Source organism: Kordiimonas marina, from assembly GCF_023006325.1.
Classification (GTDB): Bacteria; Pseudomonadota; Alphaproteobacteria; order Sphingomonadales; family Kordiimonadaceae; genus Kordiimonas; species Kordiimonas marina.
The window spans coordinates 451,667-470,649 of sequence record NZ_JAINDF010000002.1; the positions used below are offsets into that span (position 1 = coordinate 451,667).

15 protein-coding genes are annotated in these 18,983 nt (G+C 62.2%); 5 read left to right on the forward strand and 10 right to left on the reverse strand.

Translation table 11 applies throughout. The features are described 5' to 3' along the window. Positions 1-4: 4 nt before the first annotated feature. A complete protein-coding gene (gene cysG / locus K6118_RS05315) occupies positions 5-1,417 on the reverse strand; it encodes a siroheme synthase CysG (RefSeq protein ID WP_247119184.1) in 1,413 nt (470 codons plus the stop codon). A gap of 463 nt (positions 1,418-1,880) precedes the next feature. Between cysG and K6118_RS05320 the strand changes: the two genes are divergently transcribed. Then, positions 1,881-2,543 (forward strand): Fe2+-dependent dioxygenase, encoded by a 663-nt coding sequence (locus K6118_RS05320; protein WP_247119185.1) that lies wholly within the window; start codon positions 1,881-1,883, stop codon positions 2,541-2,543. A gap of 3 nt (positions 2,544-2,546) precedes the next feature. Here the strand turns inward: K6118_RS05320 and K6118_RS05325 are convergent, their stop codons facing one another. The 3 genes from K6118_RS05325 to gloB all read right to left on the reverse strand — a co-directional run bounded on the left by K6118_RS05325 (position 2,547) and on the right by gloB (position 6,679). Continuing rightward, a complete protein-coding gene (locus tag K6118_RS05325) occupies positions 2,547-3,584 on the reverse strand; it encodes a hypothetical protein (protein WP_247119186.1) in 1,038 nt (345 codons plus the stop codon). A gap of 103 nt (positions 3,585-3,687) precedes the next feature. After that, the gene (locus K6118_RS05330; protein WP_247119187.1) at positions 3,688-5,835 is read right to left on the reverse strand and encodes a prolyl oligopeptidase family serine peptidase; all 2,148 of its coding nucleotides are present in this window, start codon (positions 5,833-5,835) and stop codon (positions 3,688-3,690) included. Positions 5,836-5,914: 79 nt separating this feature from the next. Beyond that, a complete protein-coding gene (gene gloB / locus K6118_RS05335) occupies positions 5,915-6,679 on the reverse strand; it encodes a hydroxyacylglutathione hydrolase (protein WP_247119188.1) in 765 nt (254 codons plus the stop codon). A gap of 143 nt (positions 6,680-6,822) precedes the next feature. Between gloB and K6118_RS05340 the strand changes: the two genes are divergently transcribed. Beyond that, positions 6,823-8,559: an N-acyl-D-amino-acid deacylase family protein gene (locus K6118_RS05340; protein ID WP_247119189.1), complete on the forward strand. Its 1,737-nt coding sequence runs from the start codon at positions 6,823-6,825 to the stop codon at positions 8,557-8,559. Positions 8,560-8,685: 126 nt separating this feature from the next. Here the strand turns inward: K6118_RS05340 and K6118_RS05345 are convergent, their stop codons facing one another. Beyond that, on the reverse strand, positions 8,686-9,459 hold the full coding sequence (locus K6118_RS05345) for a hypothetical protein (RefSeq protein WP_247119190.1): 774 nt from the start codon (positions 9,457-9,459) through the stop codon (positions 8,686-8,688). Next, positions 9,441-10,847, reverse strand: a complete 1,407-nt coding sequence (locus K6118_RS05350) for an FAD-binding oxidoreductase (protein ID WP_247119191.1) — start codon at positions 10,845-10,847, stop codon at positions 9,441-9,443. Before K6118_RS05350 ends, K6118_RS05345 begins: the two co-directional genes overlap by 19 nt. Before the next feature lie 247 nt (positions 10,848-11,094). Here K6118_RS05350 and K6118_RS05355 point away from each other — a divergent pair, with 247 nt between their 5' ends. Further along, positions 11,095-13,455, forward strand: coding sequence for a bifunctional diguanylate cyclase/phosphodiesterase (locus K6118_RS05355; protein ID WP_247119192.1), 2,361 nt, complete (start codon positions 11,095-11,097; stop codon positions 13,453-13,455). A 15-nt stretch (positions 13,456-13,470) separates the two neighbouring features. Here the strand turns inward: K6118_RS05355 and K6118_RS05360 are convergent, their stop codons facing one another. Continuing rightward, positions 13,471-13,755: a hypothetical protein gene (locus K6118_RS05360; protein ID WP_247119193.1), complete on the reverse strand. Its 285-nt coding sequence runs from the start codon at positions 13,753-13,755 to the stop codon at positions 13,471-13,473. A gap of 357 nt (positions 13,756-14,112) precedes the next feature. Here K6118_RS05360 and K6118_RS05365 point away from each other — a divergent pair, with 357 nt between their 5' ends. Both K6118_RS05365 and K6118_RS05370 read left to right on the forward strand, forming a co-directional pair. After that, positions 14,113-15,813 carry an alpha-amylase family glycosyl hydrolase gene (locus tag K6118_RS05365; protein ID WP_247119194.1) on the forward strand — a complete coding sequence of 567 codons (1,701 nt, stop codon included), beginning with the start codon at positions 14,113-14,115 and terminating at the stop codon, positions 15,811-15,813. Positions 15,814-16,148: 335 nt separating this feature from the next. Further along, positions 16,149-16,904 (forward strand): SDR family oxidoreductase, encoded by a 756-nt coding sequence (locus K6118_RS05370; protein ID WP_343269915.1) that lies wholly within the window; start codon positions 16,149-16,151, stop codon positions 16,902-16,904. Here K6118_RS05370 and K6118_RS05375 read toward each other — a convergent pair. The 3 genes from K6118_RS05375 to folE all read right to left on the reverse strand — a co-directional run bounded on the left by K6118_RS05375 (position 16,901) and on the right by folE (position 18,902). Further along, complete coding sequence (locus K6118_RS05375) at positions 16,901-17,758, reverse strand: trypsin-like serine peptidase (protein ID WP_247119196.1); 858 nt, start codon at positions 17,756-17,758, stop codon at positions 16,901-16,903. The genes K6118_RS05370 and K6118_RS05375 overlap by 4 nt on opposite strands. After that, entirely contained in the window at positions 17,748-18,173 is a 426-nt protein-coding gene (hisI, locus tag K6118_RS05380; protein WP_247119197.1) for a phosphoribosyl-AMP cyclohydrolase, read from the reverse strand. Before hisI ends, K6118_RS05375 begins: the two co-directional genes overlap by 11 nt. Positions 18,174-18,272: 99 nt before the next feature. Then, the gene (gene folE / locus K6118_RS05385; RefSeq protein WP_247119198.1) at positions 18,273-18,902 is read right to left on the reverse strand and encodes a GTP cyclohydrolase I FolE; all 630 of its coding nucleotides are present in this window, start codon (positions 18,900-18,902) and stop codon (positions 18,273-18,275) included. Between the last annotated feature and the right edge of the window lie 81 nt (positions 18,903-18,983).

An 18,983-nucleotide genomic window follows, 5' to 3' on the forward strand; every position in this document is an offset into this window, starting at 1 on the left:
TCCTTTACGCGGTTGCGGCGAGCGCTTCACGCTCAGCCAAATTCAGCTCGGCGGCGTTCCTGACGACATCGCCGATCAACAGAAGCGCGGGGCTTTTGACGCTGTTTTCCTGGACGAGGGCAGCGAGGTCCCCGAGCGTGCCGTAGAAGCGGCGCTCGGTCGCGCGGGTGCCGTTTTCCACCACCGCCACCGGGGTCGAAGCGGGCACGCCCTCAGCGGTCAGCCCCGCGGAGATCAGCCCGGCATTCCTCACACCCATGTATACCGCCAGCGTGCGGCCCTCACCGGCCAGCCGCGCCCAGTCCTTGTAGGCACCGTCCTTCACATGGCCGGTGACCAGCGTCAGGCTGTTGGAATACTCGCGGTCGGTCAGCGGAATTTGCGTGGTCGCGGCGATGCCCTGGAAGGCGCTGATGCCGGGGATGACCTCCACATGCACGTCACGGTCCCGGAGGGCCTTGAGCTCCTCCCCCGCACGAGCGAACAGGAGCGGGTCGCCGCCCTTGAGGCGCACGACCCGGTCGCCCCGGAGTGCGCGCTCGGTGATCAGATCATTGATGCCGTTTTGGCCGATACCGTGGTCGCCTTCACGCTTGCCGACGAAGATAAGGTCGGCGTCACGGCGGGCGAGCGCGAGCACGTCGCGGCTGACCAGATTGTCATACACGATCACATCGGCCTGCTGGAGCGCGCGGTGCGCCTTGATGGTCAGGAGGTCCGGGTCACCGGGCCCAGCGCCCACAAGCTGCACCTGGCCGCTGGTCGCGCCGACACGGTGCGTGCGGGCGGCATCGACGATCAGACGCTCCACATCATCCGCGTCCAGGTCAGCATAGCGCCCGGCGTTATCATAAAGCCTGTCCCAAAAAAGACGGCGGCGGGTGGCGTCTGGAATGAGCGCTTTCACACGGGCGCGTGCGGCACCCGCCGCCTGAGCGACAGTCCCGAGAGAAGGGGGCAGGATCTTCTCAAGACTGCTTCGGAGGCGCCGAACGAAAACGGGGGCTGCGCCTCCAGAGGAAAATGCAACATGCAAGGGCCCGCGCGTGAACTGGGCCGGGGTGGTGAAGGTGCTTTTGGTGGGCTGGTCGACCACATTGACCGGCAGGCCTCGCGCGGTCGCGAGCCTGAGCGCGCGTTCCTCGGTGAAGCGGTCGTCGGTGGCGATATAGACGAGTGTCTTGCCAGTGAGGTCATCTTCCGTGAACGGGCGGTCGTGGACGTTCAGGCCCGTGTGGCCGGTGTCCTCAGCCGCAAGACCCGAGGCTTTCACGGCGTCGGCCGCGCCGGGGGCGATGATGCTCAGCCGCGCGGGGGTGGCGGAGAACAGCCCAAGCTTGGCCATGGCGGCAGCGTTCGCGCCGACAATCAGGATATGGTGTTTATCCGCCGTCAGGAAAACCGGAATGCTGGTCATGGCCTTCTCCTCATCTCTGTCGTGTCCCGGGTGTCTTGCCTTCGGGATGCCCGCGGCCATCCATCCGGCACGCAAGCGGAACTAATCACTGATGACCTAGATAAGGGCTGTGGCCTAGCGAAACAAACGAGAAGATATTGTGGATATCAGTAGAAAAATTTTACAAAATAGGCAGGATATATCCGCTTAAACCAAATTTATTTTCTAATAAGTGCGATATGGCGATATCCGCCACCCAAGAAAGCGCTGAGCGGGAAATGGTGGGTATCCATAACCGGGCATAGATGAAAAACGCCCGCGCTTCCCGGTCTTCCTTAGAAAAACTTTCCAATATGCCGCGCGGAGGCATGCCATGAACGCGTGCGGCTAAACGAAAGCGTATCTGACGCGCCTCATCCCTGCGTGGTAAGGCAGGATACGCCCCGCGAGAGGGCGAGATTAGCCCAGATATGCGAGAATAGCCGTGTTCCACATCATTCCAGAATTGCTTCTGCCGCAGGAAGTGGCCCGCCTGCAGGCCCTTGCCCAAACCATCCGGTTTGAGGATGGCCGCGCGTCGAACGCCGACTATAGCAAGAAGAACAACCTGCAGCCGAGCCACACGGACCCCGGCTATAAGGAAGCGTCCGGCATCGTGCAGCAGGGCCTGTCCCGGAACGAATATTTCCGGGACTATTGTATGCCGAAGACCATGGCGCCGCCGATGATGACAAAATATCAGCCCGGCATGGCGTATGGTGAACATGTGGACAGTGGCACCATTCCCTATAGCCCGCCGCTCAGGATCGACATCAGCTGCACGGTCTTCATTTCAGACCCGGAAACCTATGAGGGCGGGGAACTCAGCATCCGCCTCGGCGACCGCACGGTCACGGTGAAGGAAAAGCCGGGCGCGGCGGTCTTTTACCCGTCCACCACCTTCCATCAGGTCATGCCGGTCACGAAGGGCGAGCGTATTGTCGCCATCACCTTCATTGAAAGCTGGGTCAGGGATGTGCAGAAGCGCGAAATCCTGCTGGAGCTGACCGAGTTCCTGCATGAAAATGCCAGCAAGGTCGGCATGGACCAGCAGATGCGTCTTGAATATGTCCGGATGAACCTCATGCGCATGTGGCACGGGGCCTAAAGCTCAGCGTGCGTAGCCGTATGCGATGAGCGCCTCCCGCGCCACCGGGTGCGCGCGGGCGAGGGCACGTATCCAGTCAATCCCGCGGGTGATTTCCGCGCCGTTCTTGGCCCGGCTTTCCGTGAGCCGCGCCTTCCTGTCCCCCGCCGTGAAGCGATAGTCCGTCGCCTTCGAATAACGCCCGAGGATCGGGTGGCTGAGGAGGCGGGCGGCATCCTCCGTGCTGATGTCCCGCCCAAAATGCTGCGCGAGCGTGGCCAGCGTGGCCGCCGGGTCCTTCAGATAGCCGTCGAAATCCAGTCGCAGGGCGCGTGCGTCCGCAGCTTCGACACCTAGGTGCAAGTTGATGAGTTCCGCCATATAGGTCATGGCCGCAAGCTCCCCGGCGGTGAGGCTGTCGGGCGCGGGGGCAGCGGCCCCGGTTGCACGCGTGAGCGCCTTCGTGCGGATGGCGGCCCCGCCCTTGAGGTCGGCGACATAGGCGTCGGCGCCGAGGACGGTGGCGATATAAATCTCCGGCGCCATGGCCAGCATCACTGCGCGGTCACCCGTGTAGCGGGTGAGCCAATCCTTGGCCATGAGGCTGCAGAAGCTGGTGGCCTTGACGGTGGCGAGGGCATCCTTATCCGGCGGGCGCGCCCAGAAGGCCCGCATGAGGTCCGTCTTATCCGTGGGCATGTCGCCCGTCTCCGCCTGCAGGGCGGCGAGGTCCCGGAACGGTAACGGTTCACGGAGCGAGAAGAAGCCGGGCACAAGCCCGAGCGCACGGGAAATCAGCGTCGAACCGCAATGGCCGACATGGAAGATAAGGCCAAGGGGCCGCGCGGGGGCGTCCGCCGCGGCCACTTCCAACGCGTCCAGCGGTACCCAGTCCCCCTTGGCGTCCTTCGTGAGGGCGCGCTGGTCCAGAAACGCTGCGGCATCATACCAGCCGTCGGGTGCCATCAGCATCCAGGCCTTCTCCGCTTTCCAATCCACTTGGAAGGGGTAAAGGGCCGGGCTGGTCATCAGGTCATCGGGCAAGGGGGCTGTCATGGTCATCGCTGCTGTTGTTTTCCCCTGTCTACGGCGGCGCAGCGGACGGGGCAACAAAAAGGGCGGGAAACCCGCCCTTCGTTTAGCTCTTTTTTGAAGGCCTAAAGCCTCAGTCTTTCAGCTTCTTGAGCATGAAGACGGTTTCCAGCGCATCGGTCAGCGCCCGCTGCTTCAGGTTCGCGGCGGCGGAGTGCCCGCCTTCGGTGTTTTCGTAGTAAAGCACCGGCTTGCCCATATCGATCATCTTGTGCGCCATCTTGCGGGCGTGGCCCGGGTGCACGCGGTCATCCTTGGTCGAGGTATAGAAGAAGACTTCCGGGTATTTCACATCCGCCTTCACATTCTGGTAGGGCGAATATTTCTCGATCCAGGCGCGCTCGGCCGGAATATCCGGGTTGCCGTACTCGCCCATCCAGGAAGCACCAGCGAGCAGCTTGTTGAAGCGCAGCATATCCAGAAGCGGCGAACCGCAGATAACCGCGTTCCACAGGTCGGGCCGTTCGGTGGTCATGACCCCCATGAGGAGGCCACCGTTCGAGCGCCCGGAGATGCCCAGGTGCGGCGTGCTGGTGAGGCCGGAATGGATCAGGTCCTCACCGACGGCGATAAAGTCGTCATACGCCCGCTGGCGGTGGGACTTGAGCGCGGCCTGGTGCCACTTGGGCCCATATTCGCCGCCACCCCGGATGTTGGCGATCACGTAAGCGCCGCCTTCCTCGAGCCACAGCTTGCCAAGGCCGTTCATATAGCTCGGCGTCAGCGCGATCTCGAACCCGCCATAACCGTAAAGGATGGTCGGCGTGCTGCCGTCCATCGGTACGTTTTTCGGCCGGATGACGAAATAGGGCACCTTGGTGCCGTCCTTCGAGGTGGCGAACTTCTGCTCGGTTACCATGCCCGAGGCATCGAAGCGCGCCGGCAGGGATTTGATCTCCGCCGGTTTGCCGCCGAAGTGAACTTCATAAAGGCTGCTCGGCTTCAGGAAGCTTTCGTAGCGGACATAGGCATTGTCCGACCATGCGTCGGCGCTGACCACATCGAGCGAGCCGTTCTTCGGCATGCCCATGTCGGCGGTTTGCCAGCCGTCCCCGGTCGGGGTGGCGGTGATCAGCTTGCCGGTCACGTCATGCAGGACCGACAGGAAAATTCGGTCCTTGCCGATGCTGACACCGTCGATGGAGCTATGGTCATCGGGGGCATAGATAACGGCCAGGCTGCGCGCCGGGTCATCGGCCATCAGGTCGGTGACGAGGACGGAGATCAGCGAGCCCGCAGGCGCGGTCTTGCCACCTACCGTCCAGTCCTTGCGCATCTGGATGATCATGCGGCCGCCGAAGAAGCCTTTGAAATCGATATCGCGCGGCAGGTCCAGCTGCTTCAGCTCCGGCTCCTGGGTGTCGTCGGTTTTGTCCTTCAACAGATAGATGATCTGGGTGAAGAAGTCCGGACCCTGGATGACGCCGGTGTAGGTGCCGTCCGGCCGGTGGCTCGCCATCGGGAAGTTGAACACCGTCTTCATATCCGCGTTCAGGATCAGCTTGGCGTCGGAAAGCGGGGTGCCGCGTTTCCAGATCCGCACCTGACGCGGGTAGCCACTTTCATTCATGCTGGAGGAGCCGTCGGCTTCCTTGCCGAAATCGGTGGCGATCATCAGCGTGTCACGGTCGATCCAGCTGACCCACTGTTTGCTTTCCGGGGTGACGAAGCCGTCTTTGACGAACTGTTTTGTCACGGCGTCAAACTCGCGCACCACAACGGCATCCGCGCCACCGTGGCTGAGGCGGATGAGGCAACGGCCGAAATCAGGCGCCAGGCAGTCGCGGCCCTTATAGACCCAGTTCTGGCCCTCTTCCTTGGCCAGCTTGTCAAAGTCGATCAGGGTGATCCATTTGGGTTCCTTGCTCGCGTAGGACTTCATGCTGGTCCGGCGCCAGATGCCGCGCACGTGGCTGCTGTCCTGCCAGAAGTTATGGACCGCACCGCCCAGAAGCTGGCCGTAGGCGATCTTGTCCTTGGCGTCATAGTCCTTGAGCGCGCGGGCTTTCAGCTTCTCGAACCGCGGGTCGGCTTCCAGAACACCGAGCGAGCGTTTGTTTTCCATGTGGACCCAGTCGAGCGCCTTTTTGCCCTCAACATTTTCAAGCCACAGGTACGGGTCCTTGTCGGTCATCTGGGCGCTATCCGCGGGCTCGGCCGCGTGGGCGCCGCTTGCTCCCATCAGTGCTGTCATGATCAGTCCTGCCATCCATTTTTTCATGGTCTTCCCCCTTATGTGGGGCGGTCAGGTCACGGCCTCCAACGCTGGAGGCTATGGCGCCACCCCGTCTCTCTTGTGGTTAGAAGTTATCCTTGCGCTTACGCACTTCGGCGAAGACGGCGGGCAAGGGCGCGCCGACAAGGCCGGTTATATCCTGTATTTCCTCGCTCATCGGGCGGAGGAACGGGTTGGTCGCTTTCTCAAGACCGATGGTACTCGGGATCGTCGGGATACCCTTGGCACGCAGGTCTTCGACCTCATGCATCCGCGCGACCAGCTCGGCGTTATGTGGTTCGACACTGAGCGCGAAGCGGCCGTTCGCCAGCGTATATTCGTGCGCGCAGTAAACCTTGGTGTCGTCCGGCAGGCGCATCAGCGTGCTGAGCGAGCGCCACATCTGGTCCGGCGTGCCTTCGAACAGGCGGCCGCAGCCCATGGCGAACAGCGTATCACCGCAGAAAAGCGCGTCTGCGTCCGCGAAATGGTAGGCGATGTGCCCGGCCGTGTGGCCCGGGACGTCATAAACCGTGGCGGCGTTATCGCCCAGATAGACCGTGTCACCATCCCCGACCGCGATATCGATCCCGGGGATGCGCTCGCGCTCCGCCGACGGGCCGTAAATCTTGAGGTCGTATTTTTCCTTGAGTGTGAGGTTCGCGCCGACATGGTCATAATGGTGGTGGGTGTTGAAAATGGCACTGAGCGTCCAGCCGCGGGCTTCCAGTTCGGCCACCACGGGCTCGGCCACGGCCGGGTCAACGACGGCGGTCTCCCCCGTTTCCTCAGCGTGCAGCAGATAGACATAATTGTCCTGAAGGACAGGAATTTGAATGACTTGCAGCATAAATGCGCTCCCCGTATGCGCGCCCACTATAACGGTGGGGAGGGCCTCACGCGAGTCAGAAACCATGCCTGCTCGCGCGAATGTGTACTTGCACCTGACGGCTGCTGCTTTAGTTTATGGGGGCCAACATCAAGGGGGAAAGTATGTCAGGATTCTCATCCGCACTCCGGCGTTTTGTCGCTATCGCCGCCATTGTCACTCTCGCGTCCTGTGGCCGCCCGGCCGAAGAGACGGCGCACTATGACACCATCATCAAGGGCGGCACCGTTTATGACGGCACCGGCGCGCCGGGTATCCAGGCCGACGTCGGCGTCAACGGCGACCGTATCGCCTTCATTGGGGACCTCTCCCACGCCAGCGCGGACAAAACCGTGGATGCCAAGGGCCAGGCGGTCAGCCCCGGCTTCGTCAACATGCTTTCCTGGGCAACGGATAGTCTCGTCATCGATGGCCGCGGTCTTTCGGACACCATCCAGGGGGTCACGCTTGAGGTGTTTGGCGAAGGCTGGTCAATGGGCCCCTTCAGTCCGAAAATCAAAGCCGATTACCAGCATAAGCTCGATCAGACGCCCCAGCCCTACAAGGTGACCTGGACCGGGCTTGGCGAGTATATGGACATGCTGCAGAAGAAGGGGATTTCGCCGAACGTGGCATCTTTTGTGGGGGCGACCACGGTGCGGATGAACCATGTGGGCTACGCCAACCGCGCGCCGACGCCGGATGAGCTGAAGGCGATGGAAGGCGAAGTGGCGACCGCGATGAAGGAAGGCGCGCTCGGCGTCGGTTCCTCGCTCATCTACGCGCCGGCCTTCTATGCCAAAACCGATGAGCTGGTCGCGCTGGCCAAGGTCGCGGGTGAATATGGCGGGCGCTATATCTCCCACATGCGCAATGAGGGCAACCAGCTGATGCCCGCGCTTGAGGAGCTGATCACCATCGCGAAGGACGCCCATGTGCCGGCGGAGATTTACCACCTCAAGGCCGCGGGGCAGCAGAACTGGGGCAAGCTGGATAAACTCATCAAGCGGGTAAATGAAGCCAACAAGAACGGCCTCGATATCAGCGCCAACATGTATAATTACGCCGCCGGGGCCACGGGGCTTGATGCTGCCATGCCGCCGTGGGTGCAGGAAGGCACGCAGGAAGATTGGGCCAAGCGGCTGCAGGATCCGGAAATCCGCAAGAAGCTTCAGGTCGAGATGACCACGCCGACGAATAAGTGGGATAACCTGCTGATGGCAGCCGGGGCGGACGGCGTGCTGCTGCCCTATTTCCAGAACCCGGCACTCAAGAAATATACCGGCTGGACGCTGGCCCAGGTCGCGAAGGACATGAACGAAACGCCTGAAAAGGCGGCGATGGACCTGGTGATCCAGGACGGCACGCGCGTCGCGGCCATCTATTTCCTGATGAATGAGGACAACATCAAGAAGAAGATCAAGCTGCCGTGGGTCGCCTTCGGCTCGGACGCCGGTGCCTATAACCCGGAAGTCGCCAAGAAGTTCGGCGGCGCACACCCGCGCGCTTACGGTAACGTCGCCCGGCTCCTCGGCCACTATGTGCGCGATGAGAAGGTCATCTCGCTCGCCGAGGCCATCCACAAGCTTTCGGGTCTGCCGACCAAGCGGCTCAAGATCCGCGACCGCGGCTTCCTCAAGCCCGGCTATTATGCCGACATCGTGGTCTTCAACCCGAAAACCATCGCCGACCATTCCACCTACAAGGACCCGCATCACCTGTCGACCGGTGTGGATGATGTGTTCGTGAACGGCGTGGAGATCGTGAAAGACGGCAAGCACACGGGCGCGATGGCCGGCCGCTTCGTCCATGGCCCCGGTTGGACCGGCTGGAAGAAAAAGGACGAGGAAGCGAAGAGCTGACGGCGTTCTATATATTTTCTCGTCACCCGCCGGCTTGACCGGCGGGGCCAGGAACACGGGCGCTAGTCGGTTAAGCCAGTGTTCCTAGGTTCGCCGGTCAAGCCGGCGAATGACGAAGAAGAGGGGTCAGCAATAAGCGTTCAGAAGCCAGGCGCCGACCTTGAGGGAGATATCAAGGTCCGGCGCCGCTTCACCTTTTGGGGCTATGTGCCAGTCCCAGGTCTCAAGCGGATCCCCGGGCAGGAAGCTGCGCTCCACCGTCGGGATCACGTGCCGGTGGCCGTCATCTTTCGTCTCGATCCGCGCATAATCGGTGATCAATAGTGCCGGGCAGCCCATCGCCATCAGCGCCTTCACATGCGCCTTCTGGATCGCGGCCGTGAGCGCGCGTTCATCTTCATCCGCGGGCGGGCTGTCGGCGAACGCGAGCGGCAGCTGGCTCAGGATGTTGCAGCTGACTGCCATGCCGTAGCCAACCAGCGGCAAGGGCGCGATGGCGGGCGGGTGCAGGGCCGCGCCTTCTTCCGTGTGCGCATAAGGCGCGAGAAGTCCGGTCACGTCGAAGCGTTCAAAGCGGATGTTGGGGTAACGCCTGAGTTTCCACCGAAGCGACAGCGTCTCAACCGCGTCCATCAGGAGCGCGCCTGCCGGATGGGCATTGAGCGCATCCAGGGGCACATCGAGGCCGAGCCCCGCGCCGATCAGCAGCACGGGTTCGGCTTTGTCGGCCTGGTAAAGATGCGCGGTGATGCATTCCTTGGTGTGTTGAAGGTGTGGCTGCCACGCCTTTTTATGGCGCCGATAACGCCCGCCGATCCCCGCCAGTTCATGGACCAGCCCGGCCGCGCGGGCGCCCGGGGCCGCACGGGCCGTGAGATCTGTCAGTGCTTCCCCGAGCATAGCGCGTCATCCGCGTCCGTGAGGGCGAAGACCTTGCCGGGGTTCATGATGCCGAACGGGTCGAAGGCGGCCTTGATCTGGCGCATGGGCATCAGCGCATGGCCGCGCTCCCACTCCAGGAAGGTGCGTTTGCCGGTGCCGATGCCGTGTTCGCCCGTGCAGGTGCCGCCCATCTCGATCGCGCGGCGCACGATATTCTCGTTCATCTGGTCGGCGAGCGCCATTTCCTCCGGGTTATCCGGGTCGGCGGCGATGATGGTGTGGAAATTGCCGTCGCCGACATGGCCGAGCATGGTGGCGAACAGCCCGCTGGCGGTGAAGTCCGCGCGGGTCGCCAGCATACAGTCCCCCAGGCGGGAGATCGGCACGCACACATCAGTGGTGATGGTGTTTTTGCCCGCCGCCAGCGCGCGGGTGGCGTAATAAAGCTGGTGCCTGGCATGCCACAGGCGGTTGATGTCTTCCTGTTTGTGGGCGAAGTCGATGGCGGAGCCTCCACGGTCGTCCGCCAGCTCCCTGAACAGCTCGATCTGTTCCTCAACCGCCCCCGGACTGCCGTGAAATTCGACAAACAGCGTCGGCTGTTCCGGGTTATCCATGCTCGAATGCTTGTTGACAGCCCTGATGCTCAGCTCATCCAGAAGCTCGATCCGGGCGACCGGGAGGCCGATCTGGATGGTGTCGATCACCGTCTCGATCGCGGCACTCAGGCTCGGGAAGCGGCAGATGCCTGCCGCCAGCTTTTCCGGGATGCCGTAAACCTTCACCGTCATTTCGGTGACGATGCCGAGCGTGCCTTCGGCACCCACGAACAGGTGGTTGAGGTCATAGCCCGCGGCCGACTTGCGCGCACGGGTACCGGTTTCGATAATCTCGCCCATGGGGGTGACGACCTCCAAGGACAGTACCTGTTCGCGCATGGTGCCGTAGCGCACCGCGTTGGTGCCGGACGCGCGGGTGGAGACCATGCCGCCCAGCGTAGCGTCCGCACCGGGGTCGACGGGGAAGAAGAGGCCCTTGTCATGCAGGAAGGCATTGAGCTGCTTACGGGTGACCCCGGCTTCCACGCGCACGTCCAGGTCTTCGGAATGGACGGCGAGGATGCGGTTCATGCCGCTCATGTCGATCGAAAGCCCGCCATAGGGCGCGGTTATATGGCCTTCCAGCGAGGTTCCGGCACCAAAGGGAATGACCGGCAGGCGGTAGCGCGCGCAGATTTTGACGGCATCTGCCACCTCCCGCGTGTTTTCCGGCCGGAAGACGGCATCGGGGGAGGGGCCGTCATGACCGCCTTCGTCGCGGCCGTGGGCGTCCCGGTCAGCCGCCTTCACGCTCAGGCGGTCACCAAAGCGTTCCGATAGTTCCTTGAGGGCCATATCCTTGTTCATGCAGGCATTTTACGCGCTTTTTAGACGAATGCGAGCGTCATGATTGCCTTGCCCGCCTTTCCTTGTGAAGGAAATTGGGGAAATTGGGACTGGCTCTGGTGAGGGGGCTGGCGTTTATGAACAGGCTTTATTAACTTCCTGGCAATAAGGTTCGGGGTAGAAGGAAGGTTCGTGGGGACGAGACCGATTTGCGGACCCCCATGACAGGGTAAGTCGGTGTATGATTGAAAAAATCTTTCAGGGAATTGTGATTGCACATGAATCCCGCCTGTTGATTCTGGCGGTTTTTGTATGCCTGTTCGCGTCCTATACCGCCGTCACCCTGGCGCAGCGCATCAGCTATGCGTCCGAATTCGGCCGCCGCCGCTGGCTGTTCCTGACAGCCCTCGCCACCGGTATCGGCGTCTGGGCCACACACTTTATCGCCATGCTCGCCTACACCCCCGGCGTGCCGGTCAGCTATGCTTTCCTGCCGACGGTCGGCTCGCTCCTGGTGGCGGTCATCATGGCGGGGCTTGCCTTCTTTATCGATACGCGCGGGAAGAAAGTCTCCATCCTTTTGCTGGCTGCGGGGACGCTTGGGCTCGGGATCGGGGCCATGCATCACCTCGGCATGGCGGGTATGCGGGTGGAGGGCCGGCTAAATCACGACCATATCCTGACTGTGCTGGGGGTGGTGTTCGGGGTTGCCGGGTCTGTTGCCATGTTCCGTCTGATCAGGCGGGGCACCAGCTTTGGCCGCCAGGCACAGGCGGCTGGTGCGCTCGCCTTCGCCATTTGCGGCCTGCATTTTACCAGCATGTGCGCGATCACGGTTACGCCGGACCCGACCATTGCCGTGGAGCACGGCTTCCTGTCCGAACAGTTTCTCGCCTTCGGGGTTACGCTTGCCACGCTGACCATCCTGTCCTTCAGCCTGGCCGGGGCCATCCTGGACCGGCACATGGCGGAGCGCCGGTTGATGGAAGCCCAGCGCCTGCGCGGGCTGGCCAACGCCGCGCTTGAGGGCATCGTTCTCCTTGATGAAAACGGCGCGATTGTCGATGCCAACCACAGTTTCCTTGGCCTGTCCGGGCGGCGGTTGGCCACGCTGCAGGGGATGCCGTTTTCGGTCTGTTTCCAGAACCTCAATTTCGGCAGCGGGATCAGGACGGCGGGATATGTGGGGGACGCCATTCTGGTCGGCGCCGGCGGGCAGGAGATTGCCACCGAGGTGTTCTTCCGCCCGGTGCAGGACCGCACCCAGGCCAAACATGTGGCGATCGTGCGTGATATCCGCGAACGCCGCGCCGCTGAGCAACAGATCGATTTTCTGTCGAACCACGATACGGTCACCGGCCTTGCCAACCGCGCGGCGCTCACCGACCGTCTTGAACACAGCCTCATGCTTGCCCGCAAGGGCGGCCGCAAGGTGGCGCTCTATTTCATCGACATCGACACCTTCAAGGACATCAACGCCCAGTTCGGCCAGCGAGGGGGCGATGAGCTCCTGAAGGCACTGGCGACCCGGCTTACGGCGACGGCGTCCGATGTCGACACGGTTGCACGCCTGTCGGCGGACCAATTCTGTATCCTGCAGGAAAATATCGAGAATACCGAAGCGGCGGACTTTCTGGCCCTGCGCATCAGGCGCGCGCTGGTTCAGCCCTTCATCGTCGGCGAACAGATGGTGACGGTGACAGCCTCGACCGGGATCGCCATCTTCCCGGGCGACGCCGATAGCGCCGAAGACCTGCTCCTCAGGGCCGAGGTGGCGGTCAAGCGCGCCAAGACCGAAGGCCGCGGCCGCTACTGTTTCTTCGAGCATGAGATCGACCGCAAGCTGGAAGAACGCCGCGCGCTGAAGCAGGACCTGATGGGTGCGCTGGGCCGGCATGAGCTGTTCCTCGTCTATCAGCCGCAATTCCGCACGGCGGATAGCAGGCTCACGGGCTTTGAAGTCCTACTCCGGTGGAAGCACCCGGAGCGGGGCATGATTTCCCCGGCCGAGTTTATTCCGCTGGCTGAGGAAACCGGTGTCATCAATGACATCAGCCTGTGGATTCTCAATGAAGCCTGCCGCGAGGCCGCGTCCTGGGGCGAACCTCTGGGCGTTGCCATAAACCTGTCGCCGGTCCAGTTCCTGGAGGACGGGCTGGTTGACCTTGTCGACCGCATCACCAAACGCCACGGCCTGCATCCGGAACGGTTGGAGCTTGAAGTCACCGAAGGGGTGCTGATTGCCGATGAGGCTGGCGCGCTCGAGGTTCTGAACGCGCTCAAGGCGCTTGGTATTCGTCTGGCGATGGACGATTTCGGCACCGGCTACAGCTCGCTCAGCTATTTGCAGAATTTCCCGTTCGACAAATTGAAGATCGACCGCGCCTTCGTCATGCAGATGGAGGAAAGGCCCCAGTCCGCCGCCATCGTCCGCGGCATGATCGGCCTTGGCCACGGTATCGGCGTTCCGGTTCTGGCCGAAGGGGTGGAAACCGAAGCGCAGCTTGCCATGCTGCGGGAGGAAGGCTGTGACGAGGTCCAGGGCTTCCTGCTCGGCCGTCCCGAACGCATTGAGGTTTGGGCCGATGTAGTCTCACCGGGCGGCCAGCGTAAGGAGCAGGGCGCTTAAGATCACGGTCGGTGCTCAGGCCGTCTCCTGTTTCGCCAATACCCAGGCAGCAATGCCGTATACGATGAAGCGGAACGGGCCCGACCCGGCCAGCGTCTCCAGCACTGCCGCCAGTCCGAAAATCGTCAGCAGACCATAAAGCCCCACCTGTCGTGCCTTCGGCAGGGCGAAGAGAATCGCCATCAGGATTTCCGTTCCCGCCAGAAGCTTTATCGGCCAACCGTGCTGGGGGGCCAGGAAGGTCTTCAGGCTCATGGCGGCGATGGATAGGGCATAAAGACGGATCAGCCACTTGGTCATGTGGGGTTCCTCTGTTCTCCTGCCGCGCGGGGCAAGCAGGCTTTGTTTCATATGTTATGTACCATGGTACATAGATAACAATATGTCAAAAATAGTCTGTTCCTTTTCCTTTCGCCCCGCTTTCCTGACAGGCGTTGTGGTGCAGTCATAATTGACAGCGCTGTCTTTGAGGCGGTAAACTGCTGCCGAGCGGGTGGAGAAAGACTATCCGTGCCAGGCGGTTCCTTACGTAAGCCGGAGGGGAAATAAGCGGAAGCGTGGCAGTCAGCCGGACAAGGGCTGAAAGCGGACCGACCGGGTTAAGGGGAATACGGGCAGGGAGGCTTCACTTTCCTGTCCCGATGGGAGGAAAAACCGGTGAAACTGCCATTTTTCGGTGGCGCTATGGCTTTGGTCGTGGCTGTCACCCTATCTGTATCCGCCCTCGGTGCAGATGCAATCAACACGGCGCGGAAGGGTATCGACCCGTTCTGGAATGGCGCCACCGTCTATTTTATGCTCACCGACCGGTTCCTGGACGGTGACCCCACCAATGATAATGCCTACGGCAACCCGCATGACGGCGCGGTGCTTAGGAACTTCATGGGCGGTGACATCAAGGGCATCACCAAGAAAATCAACGATGGCTATTTTGACGCGCTCGGCATCGACGTGCTGTGGATGACCCCGCTCATCGAACAGATCCACGGCGCCTGGAGCGAGACGTGGGGCAAAAGCTACGCCTTCCACGGCTATTGGCCGAAGGACTGGACCAAGGTTGACCCCAACTATGGCACCGAGGCCGATATGGCCGAGATGATCAAGGCCGCGCACAAGCACGGCATCCGGGTGCTGGCGGACGTCATCATGAACCACACGGGGCCGGAAACCCCGCGCGACCCGGCCTGGCCGAAGGACTGGATCAGGACCGGGCCGCTCTGTGACTTCAAAAGCTTCGCAGGCACGGTGAGCTGCACGGTGGCCTCCAGCCTCACCGATATGCGGACGGACGTGAGCACCGACGTGCCGCTGCCGCCGCTTCTTATCCGGAAGTGGAAGGCCGAAGGGCGGCTCGCGCAGGAAACGGCGGAGCTCGATGCCTTCTTCAAGCGCACGGGATTGCCGCGCGCGCCGAAAAACTATTTCATCAAGTGGCTGACCGACTGGGTGCGTGAGTATGGCATCGACGGCTTCCGGGTCGACACTGCCAAGCATGTGGACCCGGAGGTTTGGCTGGCGCTCAGGGGCGAAGCCACCAAGGCTTTGGTGGACTGGAAGGCCCGCCACCCGCAGGAAAAGATCGACGACAAGCCCTTCTTCATGGTCGGCGAAGTGTTCGATTATGGCCTCAAGGGTTTCCGCCATGATGTGCCCGGCAGCCGGGATTTCGACTATGGCGACCGCAAGGTGGACTTCTTCGCGAACGGCTTCGACAGCCTGATCAACATGGCCTTCCCGACCCACGCGCATGAAAGCATGGAAAAGCTGTTCTCAAGCTATTCGGCGTCGCTCCATGGCGGGCCGTTCGACGGTGTTGGTATCCTCAATTACGAGGTCTCGCACGATGACCCGGCGCCCTATGACAAGGCGCGCAAACACCCGTTTAACGATGCGCTCAAGCTGATGCTGGCGCCGGGTGCCGCGCAGATTTATTACGGCGATGAGTTGGCCCGCAGCCTGACCATCCCCGGCACTATTGGCGATGCGACGCTCCGGAGCTTCATGAATTGGGATGACCTCAGCCAGGCCAAGACCCGGAAGCTTCTCAGCCACTGGCGGAAGCTGGGGCAGTTCCGGCACGCCCATATGGCGGTGGGGGCTGGGGTCCATAAGATGCTGAGCGCCCAGCCTTATATCTTCAGCCGGGTGCTGGAGGACGGCGGCGTGCACGACAAGGTGCTGGTGGCCTTGCATATGCCGAAGGGGGCCAAGTCCCTGTCCGTCTACGGCCTTTTTGCCGATGGCACGGTGCTCAAGGACTATTATTCCGGCGCGCGGGTAACCGTGAAAGACGGCAAGGTCGCGCTGACGTCGGGCGCGACCATCGTGCTGTTGGGCGAGCCCAAACCGGCCCACTAACCTGTCCGGCAAAAAAATCGCCCTGTCGGGGGTACCGACAGGGCGCAGGGCTAGTTCAGGGAGGAAATCCTGCAGTTAGAAACGAACCTTGCTTGGGAAAGTAGCCGGAGCCCAGGGAAGTTTCGGGAACATGGGCGCTCCGGTCTCATGCGCGGTTCATCTCTGTTACGGAACGTGGACGCTGAACCCTTCGCCCGCAACCGGGCTTGCGGTGAGCTGTGTTGGGACTGCGACAAGGCGCGCAAAGTTATCCATCCCTACTTTAGGACTGACGGACAGTCCCGTTTCTGTGGCAAGCTGGCGCCGGATATTCCATGGCGCGAGAAAGGCAGGACATGACGGCACCACCCAAAAGCGTCCTTGTGACGGGTAGCAGCCGCGGTATCGGGGCGGCAACAGCCTGCCTGGCTGCCGCGCGCGGCTACGATGTCTGCATCAACTACAGCCGGGATGCCGCGGCGGCCGAGGCTGTGGTCCAAACATGCCGTCAGTATGGCGTACGAGCCATGGCCATACAGGCGGATATAGCGGATGAGACGCAAGTCGTACGCATGTTTGAGCTTGCGGACGAAGCATTCGGTCCGCTCGGCCATCTTGTCAACAATGCCGGTATCCTTGGGACGGCCTGCAGGCTGGAAGCAGCCGAGGGGAGCATGATTGGCCGGGTAATGGCGGTCAATGTCGTCGGCGCCATGCTGTGCGCGCGGGAAGCGGTGCGCCGCATGTCGGTGCGGCGGAGCGGCCTGGGCGGCAGCATCGTCAATGTCTCTTCCATCGCTGCGACGCTCGGCAGCCCGGGCGAATATGTTCACTATGCCGCATCGAAGGCCGCGCTCGATACCTTCACGGTCGGTCTCGCCAAGGAAGTGGGGCCGGAAGGGATCCGTGTGAATTCAGTGCAGGCCGGGACAGTTGCAACAACGATCCATGAGGCTTCCGGAAATCCGGACCGCCCCGCGATGGTGGCCGCGACAGCCCCGCTGCGCAAAGTGGGTGAACCCGCGAATATTGCAGAAGCGGTTCTATGGTTGATGTCGGATGCGGCCAGTTACGCCACGGGCGCCGTGTTGCGCGTGGGAGGCGGGCTCTAACGCGCGGAGGTTTCGGTATCCCGCATGGCTTTGAACGCGGGCCAGAAGGCGAGGACGGAAACCCCGAGGCTGGCGTTCCGGGTGCCGAGCCGGGTTGAGGCGGCGTCGATGCCGATGATGTGTAAACCGCCGCCGGGGCCGTCCGCCTGCAGGATGGGCCCACCGCTATCGCCGTGCACGCTGACGCAGTCGGTCAGCATCACCCGGCCCTTGTAGGCGACGGCGCGGACGCGGCAGCCTTCGGCGAGCGACAGCATATGCGCCCGGTCCTGCGGGTAGCCCGCCACGGTGATCTTCAGGCCGTGCAGCCGGGTGGTCAGCGCTTTGTTGCCGGTCTCGCCCTGCAGGTCCTTCGGGAAGGGCAGGAAGCCGAGCGTGGCGCCCAGCGGGTCGGCGAGCTTCAATAGCGCCCAGTCATGCGGCAGGTTCTGCGGCTTAGCGCCGAGCGTGCCATCGAAGGCCGGGTCGGCGGTATAATGCACCACCCTGGAATGGCCCTCATACGCCCCGGCGTGATAGCCCGCGAGGAAATGCACGACCGACGGCACCACCATCTTTTTCTGCGCTTTGTCATAGAGGCAGTGCGCGGCGGTGAGCACGATATCCTCGGCCACCAGACTGCCGGTGCAGTGGGCGCGGCCGCCAATATTCACCCGCCCGACCGCACGCCACGGTGCCTTGGTGCTGTCCGCCACCCGACGGCCGAAGCTGGTGGCGACGCTTTCGGGCGCGTTGCCCGCCGCGCGCATTTTGGCGAGCTTTTTGGCCGGCGTTTCGGTCGCCGCCTGCTCCTGCGCGTGGGCGGCAGTCGCGACGAGCACCAGTAGGCTGAGGAGAAGCGGTTTAATCCGCATCGGTCTTGAGGGGGACGAGGCCGTCACCCGAGAGCGGCACGCCGGTGGCGATCGAGCGGTAGAAACAGCTGGGGTAGCCGACATGGCAGCACTTGCCGCCTTTCTGCTCGACCACCAGCCACAGGCTGTCCTGGTCGCAGTCGACCCGGAAATCCTTCACGATCTGAAACTCGCCCGAGGTCGCGCCCTTGTGCCACAGCTCCTGACGGGAGCGGCTATAATAATGCGCCTCACCCGTTTCGATGGTGCGTTTGACCGCCTCGGCGTTCATCCAGGCCTGCATCAGCACCGCGCCGGTCGCATGGTCCGTCGTCACCACCGGAATGAGCCCACGGTCGTCGAACTTGAGCGCGAGCGCTTCACCGCGCTCCACGGCGGTGCGGTCTGATCGGTCGGCGAACTGGATGTCGGTCATGCGGGTGGTCCTCATAAAAACAAAGCGGCATGTTCACCTGAACACGCCGCTCGTTCAAGCCCGCTGGTGCCAAGCGGGCAAATCTTTTTAGTCCGGGCCTCAGCCGCGGATCAGGTCCCAGAAGCGGCGCTCCTGCTCCGCTTCCTTGAAGCAGCCGCGGAACTGGCGGGTGATCGTATAGACCCCCTGGTGCTTCACGCCGCGGCAGGTCATGCACTGGTGGGTGGCGTCAACGATGACGGCCACGCCCTTCGGCTTCAGATATTTCTCGATCGCATCGGCGATCTGGGCGGTCATGGTTTCCTGTGTCTGCAGGCGGCGCGCGAAGGCCTCGACCACACGCGCGAGCTTCGAGATGCCGACAACCCTTCCGTTGGGCATATAGGCCACGTGCGCGGTGCCTTGAACCGGCACCATATGGTGTTCGCAGTGGCTTTCAACCTGGATGCCCCGAAGCACGACCATGTCGTCATAGCCCTCCACCTCTTCAAAGGTGCGGGACAATATTTCTTCGGGGTTGTCATGATAGCCCGCGAAAAACTCCTCATACGCCTTGGCGACGCGTTTCGGGGTTTCGATCAGGCCTTCTCTGTCGGGGTTGTCGCCCGCCCATTTTATCAAGGTACGGACCGCGGCTTCAGCCTCGGCCCTTGTGGGGCGGTCATCGGCGTCCTGCGGGATTACCTTCAGTTCAGGATCGTTCTTGATCCTTTCAATTACGGCATCCATTCGGATTTCCTTTCTATGGTGGTCCCGCCATTATACGCGGAACCTGTTAAAAAATCTGTTACCGGTTTTGCACTCGGTTTT